Below are 20558 nucleotides of genomic sequence, written 5' to 3' on the forward strand. Positions count from 1 at the left end.
CAGAGGTTAGATCTCGCCAACAAACGCCTGCGGATCGTTCAATCCTTGAGTATCTCTATCCTCTTCGGCATCGAGTGGCACCTCTTCGTCGCCGACACGCGCCACCATCGAGGGAACAGTGCGGCTCTGAATGATGATCCCACGAAACAGCGAAGAGGAGGCCTGCCCCAGCAGCGGCCGCAGACTCTCCAGACGCTCACGTTGTTGCTGAAGCTGTTCGGTTCGTCTGCCTGCCACTCGCTCATTCATTACACCATCAGTCATGACTGGCGTTACCTGCTCCCAGATATCGCGCGCATCCAACACCTGTCCCACTGCTGCCTGCAACTGCTGCACCAGATCGATCGTCTGGTTGAGGATCATCAGGATATCACCCTCCGCCAGTTCAATCCGCCGCAAGAGGCCGCTCAAAGACATGCCACGCGACCAGGCCAGTGCCACACCATGAAATTCAGCGACGATGCCCGGCGAATAAGGGATCGTTGCGCGCTCTTCGATGCCATGTACCCGCTGAATGATCTGCCACAGTTCACGCCGTACCTGCGTCAATTTGGCATGCACGACGTTGCGATTGTTCAGACGACGATCATTATCAAAAGTAAACCAGCTACAGACCTCCGCCAACTCGTGGGCCGATAGTTCGCTCAGCACACCGCTGGTCATTAACTCCACCAGAATAACTCCGGCAGGATGAAAAATGCTGCGTAAGAGCCGCCCTTTGAGCGTCAGTTGATCGTTCTGACCGATATAGCCAAGCGCACGCAACGCAAAGATGGTGCCATCCAATTCAGCGGCACCGGCCCGACTCAACGGATAGTCGCCGATTTTCTGCCGCCGCTTCTCCAATGCCTGTAAAGCTCCCTGCGACGCTGCTCCCTTTTTCCGTCCCGACTTTTTCGCCTTTTGATAGCGCTTCTCAAGGCGATGCAGTTCGTTAATCTCCCAGAGCAGATAGCGCTGATACTCGCGCAAGCTGGAAGCACAGATGCGACGCAAATGCTGCACATCGCCCGGTCGCCAGAGGTTCAAGATAGAGTTATAGCGCACGATAAAAGAGCTGGTCACGGGCAATAGCTCGCCGGTAATACGCTGGAATGCCTCTTCAAACGGCTCCCAGGGCGAATAGGGAATAATCGCCGAGCCATGCACATCCATACCGCGTCGTCCGGCACGTCCTGTGAGCTGGCGATACTCATTCGGGGTCAGCAGACGCATCTCCTGCCCATCAAATTTACTCAGGCTACCAACCACCACCGAACGTGCAGGCATGTTCACACCAAGAGCCAGCGTATCAGTCGCAAAAACCGCTCGCAAATAGCCTCTAGCAAACAGCGTTTCCACCAGCACCTTCAAGCCCGGCAACAACCCGGCGTGATGAAAGGCTAATCCACGTGGCAACAATCCAACCAGCGCATGCACCTGCTGAAGGTTCCGATCCTCTTTTGGCAAACGATCCAGCCAGATGCCCACTTCGTCACGAATACGCGCCTCCTCTTCGGGAGAGGTGAAGCTATGCAGTGCCGCGCCCATTGCGGCCTCTTCCACGACACGGCGTCCCGGCAAGAAGTAGAGGCAGGGGAGCATATCAGCATCACGCAGCACAGTTAATATCTCGCCCGGAGTAGGTGCTCGTCGTTGGGGACGCTTCGGCTTCTTCTCTCCCTCCGGCGTCTGCCCATCCTCCCGCCGCTCAGCGATCTCCTGCGTAGCGCCCGTTTCCTCGATCTCTCCACGTGCAGCGCGTTTTGCCGAACGCTGATACGCCTTCCCTCGTTTGCGACGCTCCAACCAGATATCTTCGTCCAGATCCTCGTCTTCCTCATCCTCATACACAAAAGCACGGTTGCGCGCCATCGCCTGGGCCAGTTTCGCCTCGCCCCCTATACGTGGGAAACGCTCAACTCGATTACCATTCGCATCCTGCACCAGATGCAATTTGTTATCTAAAAAGTAATAATCTTCTAGAGGGACGGCACGTTCTTCATGCACAACCAGTTCGATAGGTCGATGCACGCGGCTGATCCAGCTTGCCAGATCTTCGGCATTACTTACGGTGGCGGAAAGCCCGACCAGCTGAATATGCGGTGGCGAGCAGATGATGGCTTCTTCCCACACGGGACCACGTCCAACATCGCTCAGATAATGCAGTTCATCAAAAACGACGAAACCCACATCGGCCAGCGAGGATGGCACAAAGTCAACATCAGGGGCGAGGCGATCTCCTCCCTCTTCCAGAAGCATATTGCGATAGACTTCTGTGGTCATAACGACAATCGAAGCCTGGCTATGCTCGACGATATCGCCCGTCACCAGCCCAACATTATCGTACCCATAAAGGTCACGCAAATCGCGATATTTCTGATTGGAGAGCGCCTTCAATGGAGTGGTATAAATGACGCGCTGCTGGTGTTGTTGCGCTTGCCAGATGGCGAACTCGGCGACAAGCGTCTTGCCTGTACCGGTAGGAGCCGCCACCAGCACAGATTGCCCTCGCAACAGGTGTCCCATCGCCTCTAGTTGAAACGCGTCAATAGGGAAGGGGTAACGCGCGACAAATGCCTCAATGCCCGCCAGGTTCTCTTGCCCGGCCTCCACGTGTTCGTCCATACTTTCTCTATCGTACATTAAACTATATTTACATCCTCTCACATTGTAACACGTTCCAACAATACACACAAGCGGTACGATAGCAGTAATACAAGAGTTTATTACTCCTTTTCGGACTTGAGATCAGTAAAATGCGCTGCTGAGCGTGCAGTTTCATCTTTTAGAGGCTATACTAAAAGAGATCGTATTCACATTCGTAGAGTTATTAAGGAGTAACAAGATGTGTTATGACGATAATGCGCGGCCTCCTATGCCACCCGGAGCTAATGGCACAGCGCACGGTGAAGATCTGGTTCTGACCGCCACTGACGGCAACCGTTTTGCCGCCTATCTCGCTCGACCCGATCAGCCCACCAATGCACAGATAATCATTTACCCCGATGTTCGCGGCCTGCATCAGTTCTACAAAGATCTGGCGCTACGCTTCGCAGAAGCAGGTATCACCGCTATCGCTTTTGACTATTTTGGGCGCACAGCAGGTCTCACCTCGCGCGATGAACCGTTTGAGTTCATGCCACATGTGCAGAAGCTTCAACTTCCCACTATCTTTTCAGACGTTGCAGCTGCCCTCGCCTATCTACAAACCAATGGTGGACAGGGCCGCTCCACGTTTACTGTCGGCTTCTGTATGGGTGGCTCGCTTTCATTTATGACCGGCACAGCCGAATTTGATCTGGCTGGCGTGATCGGCTTTTATGCTGGCATGAGTCGCAACTTTGGCGGTGCTGGAACCCTGCTCGATCAGGCCGCGAAGATCCACTATCCGGCGCTTGGCCTCTTCGGTGGTGCCGATCAGGGCATCCCGCCCAGCGATGTCCAAAGCTTTGACGAGAAGCTCACCAGTGCAGGCGTCGAACACGAGATCATCGTCTATCCTGGCGCACCGCATAGCTTCTTTGATCGTCGCGCCGACCAGTACGCCGAAGCCTCTACTGACGCCTGGAAGCGCGTTCTTGACTTCATAAAAGCTCACACGCACTAACACCATTGCCCATGCTGCTCCTTTTTGCCGGTCCGTTCGTAATAAAGAGAGAAGGACAACCACCGACATAAAAGGAGCAGATCGCATGATGAACAAAAAGCCTCCGGTTGGTAAAACATTAACATGGGCCTATGCCGCCGTTACAGCCGTCACCGCAATCTCGATTATCGTACCTATCCTCATGGAGAAAATCGCGCGCAAGGAGAAACGCTAGCAGCCCGCTACACACGCAGGAGAAACAGCGCTTCGGTTGGCGTCCGATAGATATCTAATTGTATCTTCGCGTCATCTTTGCTATAATAGCGTGGTACAAGATGATAGATTTTTCAACGTTGATGAAGAGGAGTAACTCGCGGAGGATAACAGCGAGCCGATAGATGGTGCAAGGTCGGCAATCCAAACTGAGTGAAGGGCGCTTCGGAGTTGGATTCATTGCATAAATGAGTGGCTTCACCGTTCAATGGCACATTCCTGGATATGCCTTACCATATATCGGTGAAGAAGCAGGGTGGAACCGCGCATGTGTCCATCGATGTAGCTGCCCCAGGCTTCTACGCGACACATTCGTCCCTGGGCGGATTACGCCTGGGGCTTTTTTTGTGGAGGAGACCACTCATGACACAAACCGAGAACACACCAGCCGTGCAGGATACGCCACTGGTGCCAATTGAAGACATTGTTTCCCTCTGTAAACGGCGTGGCTTCGTCTACCCCAATTCCGAAATCTACGGTGGCGTAGCGGGCATTTTCGACTTCGGCCCGCTGGGGGTCGAGCTACGCAATAACATCCGTCGCTACTGGTGGTGGTCGATGGTCCAGTTGCACGATAACGTCGTCGGCATCGAAGGCTCCATCATCACTCATCCGCGCGTCTGGGAGGCCAGCGGCCACGTCGAGAACTTCGTGGATCGCCTGGTCGAATGCAAAAAGTGCAAGCAGCGCTTCCGCATCGATCACCTGCCCCCAGAAAATCTTGAGCAGAACAAATGCCCCAACTGCGGCGGCGAACTGCTGGAACCACGCACGTTCAACCTCTTGATGGAGACCTATCTTGGCGTCATCGAGGGCGAGCGCATGAAGACCTATCTGCGCGGTGAAGCCTGCCAGAACATCTACCTGGACTACGACAACGTGCAGAAGTCCTCGCGCATGCAGGTGCCGTTTGGGATCTGTCAAATCGGGAAAGCATTCCGTAACGAGGTCACGCCTAGAAACTTCCTGTTCCGCCAGCGCGAGTTTGAGCAGTGGGATTTGCAATTCTTCGTCCATCCGAGCGAGATGGAGAAGTGGTTCGACTACTGGAAAGAGTTCCGCTTTAACTGGTATCAGGGCATCATCACGCACAAAGATCGCATGCGCTTGCGCGAACACGGCCCCGATGAACTGGCCCACTACGCAAAAAAAGCGTTCGATATCGAGTATCGCACCATTCTGGGCTGGCAGGAATGGGAAGGCATTCACTGGCGGCAAGACTGGGATCTCTCGCGCCACAGCGAATATAGCGGCGAGGATTTGAGCTACACCGATCCGCTGACCAAAGAGCGCTATATCCCCTGGATCGTGGAGACATCCGGCGGCGTGGATCGCACCTTCCTCAACCTGCTACTTGACGCCTATGAAGTGCAGCCAGACCCAACCGGGAAAGACAATCCCCGCACCGTGCTGCATCTGCATCCCTGGCTTGCTCCCGTCAAAGTTGCGGTCCTACCGCTACAAAAGAACAAAGAGGAACTGGTCAAAACCGCGAAGGGCATTCACAACAACTTGAAGCGTTTCATGGTCAGCCAGTATGATGATATTCAGAACATTGGTCGCCGCTATCGCCGTCAGGACGAGATCGGGACGCCCTACTGCGTCACCATCGACTTCCAGACGCTCGACGACCAGACTGTTACCGTTCGTGAGCGCGACGCAATGAGCCAGATTCGCATCCACATCGACGAACTGATGCCCTATCTGCTCGAACGCGTCACCTGGAAATAGCAACATTCCCGTGCGGTTTCTTGCCCGCGAACGAGGGCAGGCATGGAGAAAAAACCATGCTTGCTCTCGTTTTTCTATAAGATCAACCAATTGGTACCGTATCTTTTACAGGGTTTGGCGCGTTTGATATAGTGGAATCGAATCCAGATCGATGATACAAAAGGATACAAGAAAATATGACCCGTATTGTTTCATATAATATTCTGGCTGGTGGCTATAGTTTACGTGAAAATGGTGCAAGACGTACTGCGCAGTTGACGAAAATGATTCAATCGGTGGACCCGGATGTGGTGGGGCTGGTAGAGGCAACACACCCTCTCCTGTTACAAAAACCCCTGGTAATCGAAGAGATCGCGGAAGCCCTCAATATGCAGCTTATCATGGGTGGCGATCCCGCTCATAGCTCCGATTATCAGTTAGCATTATTAACCCGCTTACCCGTTGTCTACACGAAGATACATCCGCGTCCCGGCGTTCTGAACAAGCCGCTGTTGGAAGTGTGCGTCGAGGAAAGCAACGGGCAACAGCTCACAATCTTTGTGACCCACTTCCACGCAGCTTTCTATCGTGGCTGGGCTGGCAACCATTTGCGAGAACGCGAGGCGCGCGAAATCCTGCGCATCATGGCCCCATTGCGTGAAGAGGGCAGGCCGCACATGCTAATGGGCGACTTCAACTCGCTGGCTCCCGGCGATGCATTCAAGGCCAGTTTCCTGGTGCGCTACGTCGTGGGCCTGGATCGAGACAAGCAAGGGAGCAAGATGACCGATGGACATCCTCATCTTGACTTCGTCGTACCGCCAAAACTACGCTTCCTGAAGCCGCTGCTCCGCACAATCCCACGTAGCCAACTGCTCTGTTCGCTCTTCGATGCTGCCGCCACCTTCTATGCGCCACGTGGCTGCATTCGCATCCTGCAAGAAGCTGGTTACATTGACAGCTTCCGTCGTGCCCACTCCAACGAGTGGGGCTTTAGCTGCCCAGCCGCCGCACCTGCCGGGCGCATCGACTACATCTTCTCCAGCCCCGATCTCATCGAGCGCCTCGAACAATGCGACGTACTCACCAGTGGTGAGGGTGTGCAGGGGAGCGAGGCCAGCGATCATCTCCCGGTCACAGCCGAGTTTGGTCTGCGCGTGCAAAACCATCCACAACAAGAAGAACTGGATAGCGCGATGACGCACTAAACCAGACAAACAACGTGGGAATACCACCCGAAAATGGCAGGGGCGATGGCTTGTCCTCGCCCTTCCCAGGCGCGATGAGGGGAGAACACCGGGCGAGGACAAGCCATCGCCCCTGCCATTTTCGGGGCGCTCCCTGCCACCTTTTCTCATTTCATCGCGTTAAATATTCCATTGATAATGATAAACGCAACCGTCATACCACCCAGCACAGCCAGGGCAACCAGGCTGCTAATAGAAGAGTTTGTAAACAGGATGAGGGTAATAAAAGCAAGCAGGGAGATGGAAACGATGGCTAACGCCAACCGTTGTCCCGACGATGCGCCATGACGATTCGGTGGCTGGATTTTACCGGCTGGTCCCTGAGCCATCCGCTGCGACAAACGTTGCGCGAAAGCATCCATAAACTCATCATCATACATTGCACTGGGACCATATGGCTCGCCAGCATGCGGTTGCTCATATGACTGGTTCCCCTCATAGCCTTGGTAATGCCGCTGCTCTTCAGGATGCATCTGTTGCATACTTCTTCAGTTCCTTCCTTCAAAGAAATAATCTGTCTATAATTCCGAACACTCTTATCTACGTGATTGTTAACGGCGATGTTGTAGAAAAATCGCCTACAAACACAAAAGGATGTGGCCATCTTCGCGAATAGCCACATCCTTTATCGTTTTGATTGAATTGAGCGTTCTATTGGAACACATCTTTTGTTTTCTCAAACAGGTTGCGGAAGATGTTTTTATCGTTCTGTTCGTTTTGTTCTTGTTCGAGGCGAGCAAATTCTTCAAGCAGGTGCTTCTGTTCAGCGGTCAGGCTGGTAGGCGTCACGACTTTGACGATGACATGTTGATCGCCACGCGCGCTGCTGTGGACAACAGGAACACCCATTCCTTTGAGGCGAAACGAGCGACCGCTCTGCGTGCCAGCGGGAATTCTCAGAGTCGTCTTCTTCTCATCGACGGTCGGCACGTCAACCTCATCGCCAAGCGCGGCCTGTGTAAAGCTGATAGGCAATTCATAAATGATATCGTTGCCCTGACGCTTGAAGAACTGGTGCGGCTTCACTGTTAGCACAACATAGAGGTTACCAGGCGTGCCACCACGCGCACTCACTTCTCCTTCGCCAGTCACGCGCACGTTAATGCCATCATCGACACCGGCGGGAATGTTGACTACCACGCGTCGATTGTTGCGCACGCGCCCCTGTCCACGACATTTCTCACAGGGGGTCGTAATGACACGGCCCTCTCCTCGGCAGCGTTCACACATCGTCACATTGACGAACTGACCAAAGATCGACTGCTGCACGCGGCGAATTTCGCCCGTTCCCTGACAGGCGGAACAACGCGACGTTGATGTACCCGGCTGCGCTCCATTACCACGACAATGAGAACAGGTCTCCCAACGAGGAAGTTCGATCTCTTTCTGGCAACCAAACACCGCCTCTTCAAACGTGATCGTCAGCTCATAGCGCAGGTCTGCTCCACGCTGCGGTCCCGTTCGGCGCGATGTTCCACCAGCCGTTCCTGCGAAGAAAGTCTCGAAGAGATCGTTAATAGTACTGAATGAGCCAAAATCAGTGGCAAAACCAGCTCCAGCGCCCGCACCGTTGCCCAGCCCCGCATGACCATAACGATCATAGGCGGCGCGCTTCTGCGGATCGCTCAATACTTCGTATGCCTCGTTGATCTCGATAAAGCGGGCCTCCGCTCCCTGCTCTTTGTTCGCATCCGGGTGATATTGCTTCGCCATACGCCGGAAGGCCTTTTTAATCTCGTCTTCCGTAGCCGTACGCGCTACCCCCAGCACCTCATAAAAATCTCGTTTGTTTGCGGCCATCTACCGGTCCTTTACCGTCAGAAACAGGGCGCGATATTATCCGCGCTACTGGTTAAACTAAACTATATACCGGGCATCATCGTTTATACCAGGTATTTCCTACCCATTTACAAATGCAGCTTTCTGCTTCAATTTTATTAACTTACAACCATTCAGTGTACAACGCTCTTATAAACATACGCAATGGGGGTAGCCAAAATGGTGCGATAGGATAATATGCGCCAGGACCGCCGATTGCGTATTCAGGAAACGGGTGTAAGGGTGCCAGCACTGGCACCCTTACCTGAGTTGTTACATTTCTTTGTATTCACCCTCAATGGTGTCGTCGCGAGAACCGGCACCAGCTTCACCCTCTGGCTGTGGTCCTCCGGCGTAGTCGCCACCAGGAGCTGCGCCCTGCTGCTGATACATTGATTCGCTCACGCGATAGAAAGCCTGCTCCAACGCCTCACGTGCCGATTTGATGCGGCTGATATCGTCGGTGGCAAGGGCCGCACGAACATCGGCAATCTTGGTCTCCAGTTCGCCCTTCTGCTCAGAGGAGAGCTTATCACCCAGTTCGGAGAGGCTCTTCTCGGAGCGGTAAGCCGCGCTATCGGCCAGGTTGCGCTCCTCCACCTCTTCTTTGCGCCGCTTGTCATCGGCTGCATGCGACTCTGCCTCATGCACCATCTTGTCGATCTGATCTTTCGAGAGACCACTGGAAGGATGAATGGTGATCTTCTGCTCGCGTCCGGTCCCCTTATCGCGGGCCGACACGTTCACGATACCATTGGCATCGATATCAAACGTCACTTCGATCTGTGGCACCCCACGAGGAGCCGGGGGAATACCATCCAGAATGAAGCTACCAAGCGAACGGTTATCTTTTGCAAATTCGCGCTCACCCTGGAGGATGTTGATCTCCACGCTGGGCTGGTTATCGCTGGCGGTCGAGAAGACCTGGCCCTTCTGAGTCGGAATCGTGGTGTTGCGCTCGATCAAGCGGGTAAAGACGCCACCCAGAGTCTCGATACCCAGCGAAAGCGGGGTCACGTCGAGCAGCAGTACATCTTTGACATCGCCTGTCAAGACACCTGCCTGGATCGCGGCACCAATAGCTACAACCTCGTCAGGATTGACGCCGCGATGTGGCTCGCGATCAAAGATGCGACGAACGAGCGTCTGCACAGCTGGCATACGCGTCTGACCACCAACCAGCACGACCTCGTCGATGCCGCCGGGACGCACATCAGCGTCGGTCAGGGCTTTGGTGACAGGGATGCGCGAATTCTCGACCAGATCCTCCACCAGTTGCTCCAATTTTGAGCGGGAAAGCGTCATGGTCAAATGCTTAGGACCGCTGGCATCCGCCGTAATGAACGGCAGGTTGACCTCCGTCTGCATCGAGCTGGACAGCTCTTTTTTCGCCTTCTCTGCTGCCTCTTTCAAGCGCTGGAGGGCCATGCGATCTTGGCGCAGATCAATGCCCTGCTCGCGGCGGAACTCATCGGCCAGCCAGTTGATAATGCGCTGGTCGAAGTCGTCACCGCCCAGGTGCGTGTCACCATTGGTGCTTTTTACTTCAAAAACGCCATCGCCCAACTCCAGGATCGAGATATCAAACGTACCTCCACCCAGGTCATACACGGCGATACGCTCATCTTTTTTCTTATCAAGTCCGTAGGCCAGCGATGCAGCGGTAGGCTCGTTGATGATACGCAAGACCTCCAGACCAGCAATGCGGCCAGCATCTTTGGTCGCCTGACGCTGTGCATCGTTAAAGTACGCCGGAACGGTGATAACAGCCTGCGTAACTCGCTCGCCGAGATAGGATTCTGCATCGGTCTTGAGCTTCTGCAAGATCATAGCAGAGATTTCAGGTGGGCTATACTGTTTACCCTGCACCTCTACCCAGGCATCACCATTGCTGGCGCGCACAACCTTGTAAGGAACCAGGCGTTTGTCGCGATCAACTTCGGGATCATCGAACTTGCGTCCCATGAAACGCTTGATTGAGAAAACCGTATTCTCCGGGTTGGTAATAGCCTGACGTTTTGCGACTTCACCAACAAGGCGTTCACCATTTTTATTGATGGCAACGATAGATGGCGTGGTACGCGCGCCTTCTGCGTTGGGGATAACGACCGGCTCTCCGCCCTCCATCACTGCAACACAAGAGTTTGTGGTTCCTAGATCGATTCCGATAACCTTTGGCACTGTTGCCTCCTACTTAATCTCTATTTCTACTGTATATTGTTACTCAAGCTATTTTACTCAAGTGATCTGGTTTGTTCCTATTCGTAGCCGTACATCTCTGCCAGCAACTCATTCATCACATTTGCCATGTAGCGCACAACAGCAATAGCGCGATCATATTGCATGCGCGTTGGGCCAATGACGCCCAGCAGACCCCCAACCTTCCCCTCCTGCCCATAACGGGCCACCACCAGGCTCACATCTTTCATCTCATCCCACTGATTCTCGCCACCAATAATCACCTGTACACCATCCGAAGACTGCAAATGCGACGCCAGCGCGGGTAAGAGTCGATTCTGTTCCAATACCTCAATGACGTTGCGCACCCGTTCGCTTCTCACCTCTTCCGATCCAAGACGACTATATTCTGGTTGCTCCAGAATATTTGCCACCCCTTCGCGGTAAAAGATATCGCCTATCAAATCTTCATGCTGTTCCAGAATGCGTGTAATCGTATTGATAATGAGCGACTCGATAGGCGAGAGATCCTGCTTGCTGGCGATTGCATTGATCTCTGCGCTGTTTTTTTCCTGGAAAAGCTGGTTGAGCTTCACGGCCACGAGGCTCAACTCTTCCTGCTGAATGGGAGAATCCAGCAGGAGCCGCTGCTGCTTCACCGTACCATCTGTGAGTACCAGCACCATATGCGCAGAGAGATCAGTGACGGAAAGCACCTCAAAATGCTTGAGGCGGCCCTCGTTCGATCGTGGCGGGGTCATGATCGCCGCGCTGTGCAGCAAACGGGCCATGACCGAGGCCGTGAGTCGTACCCACTGATCCAACTGATCCTGCACCTGATAAAACTGATGACGGATAAGCCGCTGCTCATCAAGGGATAACGCCGACTCCCGCATGAGATGTTCAACAAAGTAACGATAGCCCAGGTCCGTAGGCACACGCCCGGCAGAAGTATGAGGCTGAAGGATAAGGCTTGCCTCCTCCAGACCCGCCAGCTCATGCCGCACCGTTGCGGAACTGAAACGTAGCCCATACTTGCGTACAAGAGCCTCCGACGCAACCGGCGTGGCGGTATGTATATATTCTTCAACCAATGCCCGCAATACTTGCTGTTTGCGTGGACTCAATGGTATCATGTGCTTGCCGCCCCCCAATCTTCCTGGCTTATCGCTCCCAATACACTTCCAGGACTGCTATGTTAGGATGATACAACATCTGTCAACTACGATTGCTAGCACTCTCACCCTGAGAGTGCAAAGATAGAATAGCACTCTGACAGGGAGATTGTCAAGAGCAGAAGAGGGGAATCACGGAAGATAGCGGCAGAAAAGGGAGAAAAATAGAGCAGGATATGGCGCGTCCACGTCCTGCTCTATAAGCTGGCTGGCAATACAAATGGGTTTGCAACAATACTTACAGAACATCGCTAATTTCCGTTAATTGTTGTTGTCGTTATTCCCATTATGATTTCCATTATTGTTGTTCCCGTTGTCGTTGTTATTATTATTGTTGTCCCCGTTGTTGTTGTTGTCCCCGTTGTTGTTGTTGTCCCCGTTGTTGTTATCTCCGTTATTATTATTGTCTCCGTTGTTGTTCCCTGTTTGCACAGGAGCCTGACCTTGCAACACCCAGTCACAATTCGTGGTGGTGGTCGTCTTATCCTTTGTCTTGCCATGCTTATCCTTCACCTGCGTTGTAGAGGTGAAGTTGGAGCAAGCCTTTTCCAGACCGCTTGGCTGAGCAAAGGTATCGGGTTGCGTCAGGTTCAACGCTTTACGATCTAACGGTTTAGAGGGACAGGCAATGTTGGGGTCAATCTGAGCACAGGGGCGACCTGTCATATAGGAAATCACACTTTGCCAGATCGGGCCTGCACCTGTGATACCGGTCGGCTTATTGACCATTGCTACGTTATTCGCATTACCAGTCCACACTCCCACAACAACATTCGGCGTATAGCCTATCGTCCAGTTATCTTTGAAGTCATCGGTCGTTCCGGTTTTGGCAGCCACATCATGTATACAACGCGGCAGACCACTCCAGGGCAGCGTGCTGCATGTTCCATCCCAATCCCAGAACGACAGAGTATGCACATTCTGGAATTCAAAGGAGCGTGCTTTCTGATCGGTCAATACAGAGGTCATCATATATGAGACCTGTGGCGTGAAGACCTGAGACTCCTGGGGATGAGCTGCATCAAAATGGTACAGGTTGTGTCCATAGTTGTCCCAGATATCGAGGATACCTTGCGGAGGAACATGCTTGCCCTGATCGGCAAATGTTTGATATGCGCTGACCATCTGCAAGGGCGATACCTCAACAGAACCGAGGGCCAGCGTCAGGTGGACACAATCAGCAACGCTTGAATCCTGCTTACACTGGCCGTTGGCTTTCAAATCCTTGGCCGAGGCATCAAGGTCCGTGATACCCATGCGCCGGGCCGTATTCACGACGTTATCCACCCCAGCAAATGAGATGGCTTTAATCGCTGGCACGTTGAACGAGTTGGCGGTTGCCATGCGAATAGTCGAGTTCTGATTATTGTATGTGTTGCCATAGTCGGTGGGATGATAGGCAGCCTCTGAACTCATCCCCGCGCCGCCGCCATTGGGGAAGAAGGTCTGAAAGTCTGGCAGGACCGTTCCAGGGTTCAGTCCCATCTCAAAAGCTGTGGCATAGACAATCGGTTTAAACGTCGATCCAGGCTGGCGGCGTGTGGTTGCCATATTAATCTGCCCGCTCGTTACCGCTGCATTGTCATAATAATCCAGGCTGCCATCCATCGCCAGAACTTCGCCTGTCTTTGCGTTCATGACGACAACCGCTGCATCATTGAGATTATAATAACTTTTCGGAATCACAGTGATACCGTAAAACGCTTGAAGCTCATACTGGGTCAGGTGGCGCTTCACAGCGTTTTCTACATACGTCTCCAGGTTTGAGTCAATGGAGGTACGGATATTGAAGCCACCCGTCTTAAACAATCCCAACCCGGTTGTATAGTTGCCATTCCCAAGAATCAGAGCAACCTGATTGATGATCCAATCGGTAAAGTGGGGAGCTTTCTTAAAGGCTTGATAGCGCTTGAACGTCATCTTAGCGGTCAGCGCTTCCGCATCCTGGATCACTTTCGGTGTGACTGGCCCCAGACCCTCAACCGATACGTTCGAGCGCATCATCTGATTGAGGACGTAATCTTGACGAGCCAAGGCCAGTTTCTTATGAGATTCACCCAACGTAGGATCGTAGGAATTCGGGTTCTGAGGCATGCCAGCCAGCAACGAGGCACGTGCCAGTCCAAGCAATGGATCTTGCTTCTTGGTCTTGGCATTATAGTTTAGCTGCGAAATGCCGGGCTTACAATTAAACTTGATGTCACAGATCGGCTGGAGGCCAAAAAACTCTTCAACCGCTGCCTCGACCCCCATGTCCTGCGAAGCAAAACCGGCCACGTTGAAATACATCTCCAGCACCTTCCACTTGGGATATTGCTGGGTCAGACCAATTGAGAGCGCGGCTTCAGTAACTTTACGATCAAGCGTCTGTTGATCATCTCCCGTCATGTTTTTGATAACCTGCTGAGTGAGCGTACTACCACCGCCAGCGACTCCCTGATGGGAAATATAACTGGTCGCGGCACGGGTGATACCTTGCGGATCAACCCCCGAATTTGTCCAGAAGGAGGGGTCTTCCGCCGAAGTCATCGCGTCTTGCATGACTTTGGGAACATCTTTATAGGCCACCGGGATACGGCGTCCACCTTCATTGGGATCATATGCCTCGGTGAGTAGAACGCCGTTGCGATCATAAATACGCGTGGTCTGCGAGATGCGCAGATTGGCAATCTCTTGCAGCCTCGGCAACTTGCTCTCGTAATATCCATACCCGTAAGCGCTGGCCGACGACGTGGAGATAACCAACACGAGCATTATCGCAACAAGAACGCTGATGACAATTTTTTGTGTCTGGGGCTGATTGCGTGCGCCCCGATCTCGCCGCCTCATGGCAATGCGCACAGCTCGCGAACGCTTCCACTGCTTCGACTTTGGCGCTGCCAGATCACCACTGACCTGGGGCGGATGGTACAACACCATCGGTGGTGGCGGTAGTTCCTGCTGCTGGTGATTAATCGCGGCCATCTTGCCTGAGAAGCGACGCATCATATCAACAGTATTCGCAACCGTATTGGCGACCCAGGGCTGTTTCATCAGTGCTGAAAATTGAGTGGGCACATTGGCTGGGCCTGCGGGCGTAGATGGTCCCGGCGGCATAGGAGAATAGGGATTTGGCGCTTGCGTCCCCTGTTGCGGCTGCATCGGCATCGGTGAATATTGCTGCGGCTGCGATGGCAATGGTTGCGATGGCGGCGGCAATGGTTGCGATGGCAGTCGCAACGGTTGTGATGGCGGCGACTTCTGCGTTGATGGCTGTGATTGCTGTGGAGCATAATCGCGCAAGAGACTGCTTGAACGACGAACAGGAGGAGTGTTATTCTCTCCTTTCGGCTTTTCAAAAGGTCGTTGCTGCCAGTTATTACTCATAGATCCATATCCTCATTTTCACCCAGAGACCTGCGCCCTTGCCTTCGCATATCCTCTGGCACAATATTCTGTTACTCCCTAAATATACCTGATTGCTCTATATTTTCCCGCCCTGATGAGAAAGAACGGTGATAAAAGACCGATTTTTCGGAGAATCTTAACCTCCCCTCCCCACTTACAACCACTTTCATACACTCTATCCAGCCTGAGCGGACCCTCCAGGCTACAAGTACCTCAACGGATACAGATGGTACACGTTAACACTATCACCTATTTAGGCCACTGGCGATCACGGCATATGGAGATCGCCCAATATTATCAATACGACATGGGAGTTCTGGCTAAACTCGTGCAAAAACCCGTACAGCATAGTAATATAAGTAGGATGCCTGATACATACGAGCATGGGGCATTGCTAATACATTTGCACTAATACATCTGAATGTACCCGTCTCATTCATTGCCGTCCATCTAGCAGGGAGGAAACGCTTCTTATGGTGTCTCGGTGCAACCATGGTTGTCGCATCTTGCTTATATGCTTCAGCCTATGCCTCATTTCCTTCTTCGCGTCCCTCACATTCTCCCTCCCAGCACAGGCCGCCAGCGACCCTATTACCATCACATCTCAGACCAGCACAATTACCTTCCCAAAAATCATTGATTTTCAAGTCAGCGCCAGAGATAACAGCAGTCCTATCGTGCAGGCAAGCATTGTGCTGATCGTAGAAGGTGACAACCAGCAGCAACAGGCGGTGACGGTAAGTGCTCCTGCAACGTCTATTACGCTCAACTGGAGCAAAGATACAACAGGTGATCAGTTCGAGCCAGTGGGTACATCGATCACCTATTACTGGGTGTTACGGGACCAGATCGGAAACATGCATATAGGCACCCGCCAGACGCTCTCAATGGTCGATACGCGTTTCAACTGGCAGCAACTCTCTCAGGATAATCTACAGATACACTGGTATAACCAGCCCCAGAGCTTTGGACAGGACATGCTCCAGGAGGCCAGTAAAGATCTTACCTCCATCAGCGCGAATCTTGGTGGAAAGCTGCGACGTCCGATCAATCTCTGGATTTACCAGAACACCGATGATTTTCACAGTTCGCTGCCGCCCAATACGCGCGAGTGGGTTGGCGGTATCGCGTTCCCTTCATTAAGTCAAGCGTCGCTGGTGGTCGAAAGCATGAATAGCGATACAATCAACCGCGATATGCCTCACGAAATGACGCATCTGGTTTTCCACCAATTGACCGAAAAGGGCATCTACGCCCCGATCTGGTTTGATGAAGGGCTGGCAGTCTACAATCAGGTCTATCACGAGCCGATGATGACCCTAAGCCTGAAACAGGCACTCAAGAGCCATAGTTTGCTCCCCCTGAATGATCTTACCTTCCAGTTCCCGGCGGATGCCAATAAAGCTTATCTCGCCTACGCTCAAAGCTGGAATCTCATAGATTATATGTACACCACCTTTGGCAAACAGAAGATGGCGGCTCTGATCCAGAACATTAATACACCAAAGAGCAACTTTAACCAGGATCTTCTCAAGGCGCTAGGCGTCGATCAGGCACATTTAGAAAACCAGTGGCACCTTGCACTCAATCAACCTGCAACGCTCAATGAGGCCACTGCAAAACCAACGCCTCTCTCGGTCCAAAAGCCGCAACCACTGCTGCAATCCGATCCCAACACTCCGCTGCTCCTCAGCCTGGGACTACTCTTAATCGTCCTGCCTTCGCTGGGCATCGGCGGTCTCGTCATCTATCAGCGCCGCAGCCGGGCAAAAGCGGCTCTGGCACGGCAGGCGCAACAGGTTGTGCCTTTTCCGCCATCCTCCTATTATGCATCTTTGCAAACACCATACACCGGTCCCGGGTATCACCGACCGGCATATCCGCCGCCATCTCAACAAACTAGCGGCAATGCAAGCCGAACTCCGCCATCTGGAAACACCTGGCAGCGCCCAGAACAACGATATATCAATCGGCAACCTGATAGGCAGGTGCCACAGGAGTAATACACAATGGGCAAACGTACGAAGAGGGTGATGGTAGTGCATGAGGGAACCGCCCGCTACTATCCATCTAATGCACTCACCTTAGACGAACTCCAATACTGGATCGCCTTCAGCCGCGTCGTTGGGATTGGTCCGGTACGCTTTCAACTCTTGCTCAACTTTTTCCACGATGATGTCGCCGCCGCCTGGAAAGCTGACCACAAGACGCTGCTAGCCGCCGGAATCGAATCGCGCACCGCCGAAAAATTTATTCGTCAGCGGGCTTTGATGAACCCCGCATACGAGCTAGAACGCCTGGAACGCCTGCGCGTTCGGATCATTACCTGGAAAGATACTGCATATCCTCCGCTGTTGAGAAAGATCGATTATGCACCGCCCGTCCTCTATGTCTGTGGCAGCTTCACAGACGATGATCGGCGCTACAGCCTGGGCATTGTGGGCACGCGCAAAATGAGTACGTATGGTCGGCAGGTAACTGAACATTTCTCTGCGGAGTTGGCCAGAGGAAACATGACCATAGTAAGTGGGCTGGCACAGGGAGTCGATACCATTGCCCACACAACCGCTTTGGATGTGGGAGGACGCACATTGGCAGTGTTGGCGAGTGGGCTGGATCAAATCTATCCTCCTGGCAACAATGCTCTCGCGCGCCGCATCGTTGAATCGGGTCAGGGAGCCTTGATCAGCGCCTATCCGCTTGGCGTGCGGCCAGAAGCAGGCAACTTCCCTGCTCGCAATCACATTATATCCGGCCTCTCGCTCGGCATCCTGGTAACTGAGGCGCCAGAAAAAAGTGGGGCACTTATTTCAGCCAGCGCCGCCCTCAATCAAGGACGCGAGGTTTTTGCTATTCCAGGCGGGATCTTCTCCCCAGGAGGAGCCGGGGTAAATAAGCTGATCCAGGATGGAGCTCATCCAGTAACCAACGTCAACGATATCCTAGCCAGCCTGAATCTCCATATGATCCCTCAACAAAGCGAGTTCCAGGCTATCCAGCCCGACACCCAGGAAGAACGCACCCTGTTGAACCTGCTCAGCCATGAAGCATGCCACATCGATGAACTGATTCGCGCTTCGTCTCTCCCCGCCCATGAAGTAAGTTCAACGTTGACAGTGATGGAACTCAAAGGGATGATCAAACAGGTTGGAGGAATGCAATATGTGCTTACTCACTAAGAACTCTCTGACATAAGAAAAGCCAGCGGTGAGCAATGTTCGCTCAACCACTGACTCTTCCTACTCACATCCATTCTCAGGAAAGAATGTGATCTGGATTATTAAGCAGTCGTATACGTAAATCCGCCCGAGGCAAAGGAGCTACCTGCTCCCTCCGCATATACAGAGACCAACCCAGTAGTGGTTGTTAAAGCTGGCATCGCAAATGTGACGCTGAATGCACCTGTACTATCCGTTGTGGTCGTAACAGGAACGGTCCCATCAGAAGGGGAAGGAGCGTTACCACCAGGACCGCCAGGAGTCATTGTACCAGTATACAGCACAATCGTAATCTGAGCATTGGCGGCAAAATTACCACCTGTAACGGTAACAGATGTGCCGACTGGCCCATGATCGGGTGACAGGCTCATTCCAGTCGAAACATAGGTTTGCGAGTTAACAGCCTGCAACTGACTTGTTTCGCCAACAGCAGCAATAGTGGTGTAGGTATCGTTTGAAACAGAGCCAGGCGCGCTTGGTGGAGTAATGGTAATACCAAACGTACCATCACTGGCAGCTTGTACAACAATTACCTTTATCTGGCTGGCCTGTTGATAATTCCAGTAAATATCAACAGATTCGCCGCTCAGAAATCCCTGACCGCTGATAATGACGGGAGAACCGTAGGGAAAATACTCCCCTCCGCCATAGATATCTGTCCTGCTAATGCCGGGTGGGACAAAGCGAACCTGAACATTCGTCTCTTCAGTCTTCGTAGCGTTGACAGCATATACATAATAGGACGTGGTCGCATCATATTGCTTTGGTGCTGTCAACTTGGCAGAAAACGCACCGTTCCCATCGGTTGTTACCGTTATACTCCCATTTGCTGGGTCCTGGAAGTAGACCTGAAGGCTCTCATTGGAGGAGAAACCACCACCATTTACAGTGAAACTTCCACCAGGATTCACGCCCGCATCAGGCTCAAACCTCAATCCCGGCCCAATGTTCAATGAGGTTTTAGCCTTTAACCCGCTTGCAGCACCAGCGGCAGTGATCGTGTAAGACCCTTTAGGCGCTGATGGAGGTGCAAGAGTATACCTTATCCGACCAGCACTATTAGCTGTGACAGTGGCAAGCGTCTGTCCTCCATTCGCATTCCAGCTAAACGCTACCTGTTCACCCGCTCGAAAGTATTCTGCGGTGATTGTTACCGATTGTCCGCTAAGAATACCTCCCGTGCTCAGCGTCACGTCAGAAGGAGGTACGCGATAATAGGTTTTTATCGTCGTTGGCTTTTGCTGTGATCGCACAATGGTCAAAGGGTAATTCCCCACAGCGGCATTGACCGGAGCCGTGATCTGAAAAGAAATGCCCCCGCTTGAGTTTGCAGTAGCACTCCCTTCAGCGGTGCCTTTCTCCGTTCCCCAATAAATGCTGACCGTTTCGTTCGCCGCAAACGATGATCCATAATAGGTGAGACGGCCACCCGGTGCCCCTTGCAAAGGAGGAACGAATGGCATAAATATCATGGTCGCCTGAGCACTCTCATTAGGCCGAGTACCCACCCCATGCAATGTATGCTCTCCCTGCACACCTGGGGTTGGCATCTCGGCCTTGCCCGCACATTTGCCCTGGCTGTCACATGGCAGGGTCGCAAAGACGTACGAAACATTATCAAAAGACAGCGCAACCTTATCATTCGCAGCAAATCCCTGCGCTGTAATCAGGATGGTCATCCCAGAATGAACGATTTTCTGAGATGGGGTGATGGTTGGTACGGCACTTGCAGCATGAATAATAGGAGACTGTACTGTACAAAATAACGAGATCGTTACAACAAGTATTACGATAAGTTAACGTCTCCAGTACAATACCAAAAGGCAAACGAAAATCCTTTTTCAAAACTTCATCCTCTCAATAGGAATAAAACACACATGTATATCACAGGAGGCATATACGTCTCGACATGCGCAGCACACTATATAGCATAAACACACAACATCACAAGCAAAAGAGAGATGAAAATATGGTTGAGATTTTT

The 20558-nt window shown here is 52.6% G+C and carries 13 protein-coding genes; 6 read left to right on the forward strand and 7 right to left on the reverse strand.

Going from position 1 to position 20558, the window contains the following annotated elements; all coding sequences use genetic code 11:
• Nucleotides 1–6: 6 nt before the first annotated feature.
• Nucleotides 7–2607, reverse strand: a complete 2601-nt coding sequence (locus K3T83_RS11425) for a DEAD/DEAH box helicase (RefSeq protein WP_220203098.1) — start codon at nucleotides 2605–2607, stop codon at nucleotides 7–9.
• 220 nt (nucleotides 2608–2827) lie between these two features.
• Between K3T83_RS11425 and K3T83_RS11430 the strand changes: the two genes are divergently transcribed.
• The 4 genes from K3T83_RS11430 (at nucleotide 2828) to K3T83_RS11440 (ending at nucleotide 6759) form a co-directional block, all read left to right on the forward strand.
• Nucleotides 2828–3589 (forward strand): dienelactone hydrolase family protein, encoded by a 762-nt coding sequence (locus K3T83_RS11430; protein ID WP_220203099.1) that lies wholly within the window; start codon nucleotides 2828–2830, stop codon nucleotides 3587–3589.
• Between the two features lie 85 nt (nucleotides 3590–3674).
• Nucleotides 3675–3803, forward strand: a complete 129-nt coding sequence (locus tag K3T83_RS57190; protein WP_268963452.1) for a hypothetical protein — start codon at nucleotides 3675–3677, stop codon at nucleotides 3801–3803.
• 401 nt (nucleotides 3804–4204) lie between these two features.
• On the forward strand, nucleotides 4205–5572 hold the full coding sequence (locus K3T83_RS11435; protein WP_220203100.1) for a glycine--tRNA ligase: 1368 nt from the start codon (nucleotides 4205–4207) through the stop codon (nucleotides 5570–5572).
• A 176-nt stretch (nucleotides 5573–5748) separates the two neighbouring features.
• Entirely contained in the window at nucleotides 5749–6759 is a 1011-nt protein-coding gene (locus K3T83_RS11440; protein WP_220203101.1) for an endonuclease/exonuclease/phosphatase family protein, read from the forward strand.
• A 146-nt stretch (nucleotides 6760–6905) separates the two neighbouring features.
• Here the strand turns inward: K3T83_RS11440 and K3T83_RS11445 are convergent, their stop codons facing one another.
• The 5 genes from K3T83_RS11445 to K3T83_RS11465 all read right to left on the reverse strand — a co-directional run bounded on the left by K3T83_RS11445 (nucleotide 6906) and on the right by K3T83_RS11465 (nucleotide 15335).
• On the reverse strand, nucleotides 6906–7280 hold the full coding sequence (locus K3T83_RS11445) for a hypothetical protein (RefSeq protein ID WP_220203102.1): 375 nt from the start codon (nucleotides 7278–7280) through the stop codon (nucleotides 6906–6908).
• Nucleotides 7281–7449: 169 nt separating this feature from the next.
• The gene (gene dnaJ / locus K3T83_RS11450; protein ID WP_220203103.1) at nucleotides 7450–8598 is read right to left on the reverse strand and encodes a molecular chaperone DnaJ; all 1149 of its coding nucleotides are present in this window, start codon (nucleotides 8596–8598) and stop codon (nucleotides 7450–7452) included.
• Nucleotides 8599–8889: 291 nt separating this feature from the next.
• A complete protein-coding gene (gene dnaK, locus K3T83_RS11455) occupies nucleotides 8890–10797 on the reverse strand; it encodes a molecular chaperone DnaK (protein WP_220203104.1) in 1908 nt (635 codons plus the stop codon).
• Nucleotides 10798–10874: 77 nt separating this feature from the next.
• A complete protein-coding gene (gene hrcA / locus K3T83_RS11460) occupies nucleotides 10875–11930 on the reverse strand; it encodes a heat-inducible transcriptional repressor HrcA (RefSeq protein ID WP_220203105.1) in 1056 nt (351 codons plus the stop codon).
• Between the two features lie 300 nt (nucleotides 11931–12230).
• On the reverse strand, nucleotides 12231–15335 hold the full coding sequence (locus K3T83_RS11465) for a transglycosylase domain-containing protein (RefSeq protein WP_220203106.1): 3105 nt from the start codon (nucleotides 15333–15335) through the stop codon (nucleotides 12231–12233).
• A gap of 494 nt (nucleotides 15336–15829) precedes the next feature.
• Between K3T83_RS11465 and K3T83_RS11470 the strand changes: the two genes are divergently transcribed.
• Together K3T83_RS11470 and dprA are read left to right on the forward strand one after the other, a co-directional pair.
• Nucleotides 15830–17359, forward strand: a complete 1530-nt coding sequence (locus tag K3T83_RS11470; protein WP_220203107.1) for a peptidase MA family metallohydrolase — start codon at nucleotides 15830–15832, stop codon at nucleotides 17357–17359.
• 6 nt (nucleotides 17360–17365) lie between these two features.
• Nucleotides 17366–18535 carry a DNA-processing protein DprA gene (gene dprA / locus K3T83_RS11475; protein WP_220203108.1) on the forward strand — a complete coding sequence of 390 codons (1170 nt, stop codon included), beginning with the start codon at nucleotides 17366–17368 and terminating at the stop codon, nucleotides 18533–18535.
• A gap of 101 nt (nucleotides 18536–18636) precedes the next feature.
• Here the strand turns inward: dprA and K3T83_RS11480 are convergent, their stop codons facing one another.
• Nucleotides 18637–20253 carry a hypothetical protein gene (locus tag K3T83_RS11480; RefSeq protein WP_220203109.1) on the reverse strand — a complete coding sequence of 539 codons (1617 nt, stop codon included), beginning with the start codon at nucleotides 20251–20253 and terminating at the stop codon, nucleotides 18637–18639.
• Nucleotides 20254–20558: the final 305 nt, after the last annotated feature.

Source organism: Reticulibacter mediterranei, from assembly GCF_016587455.1.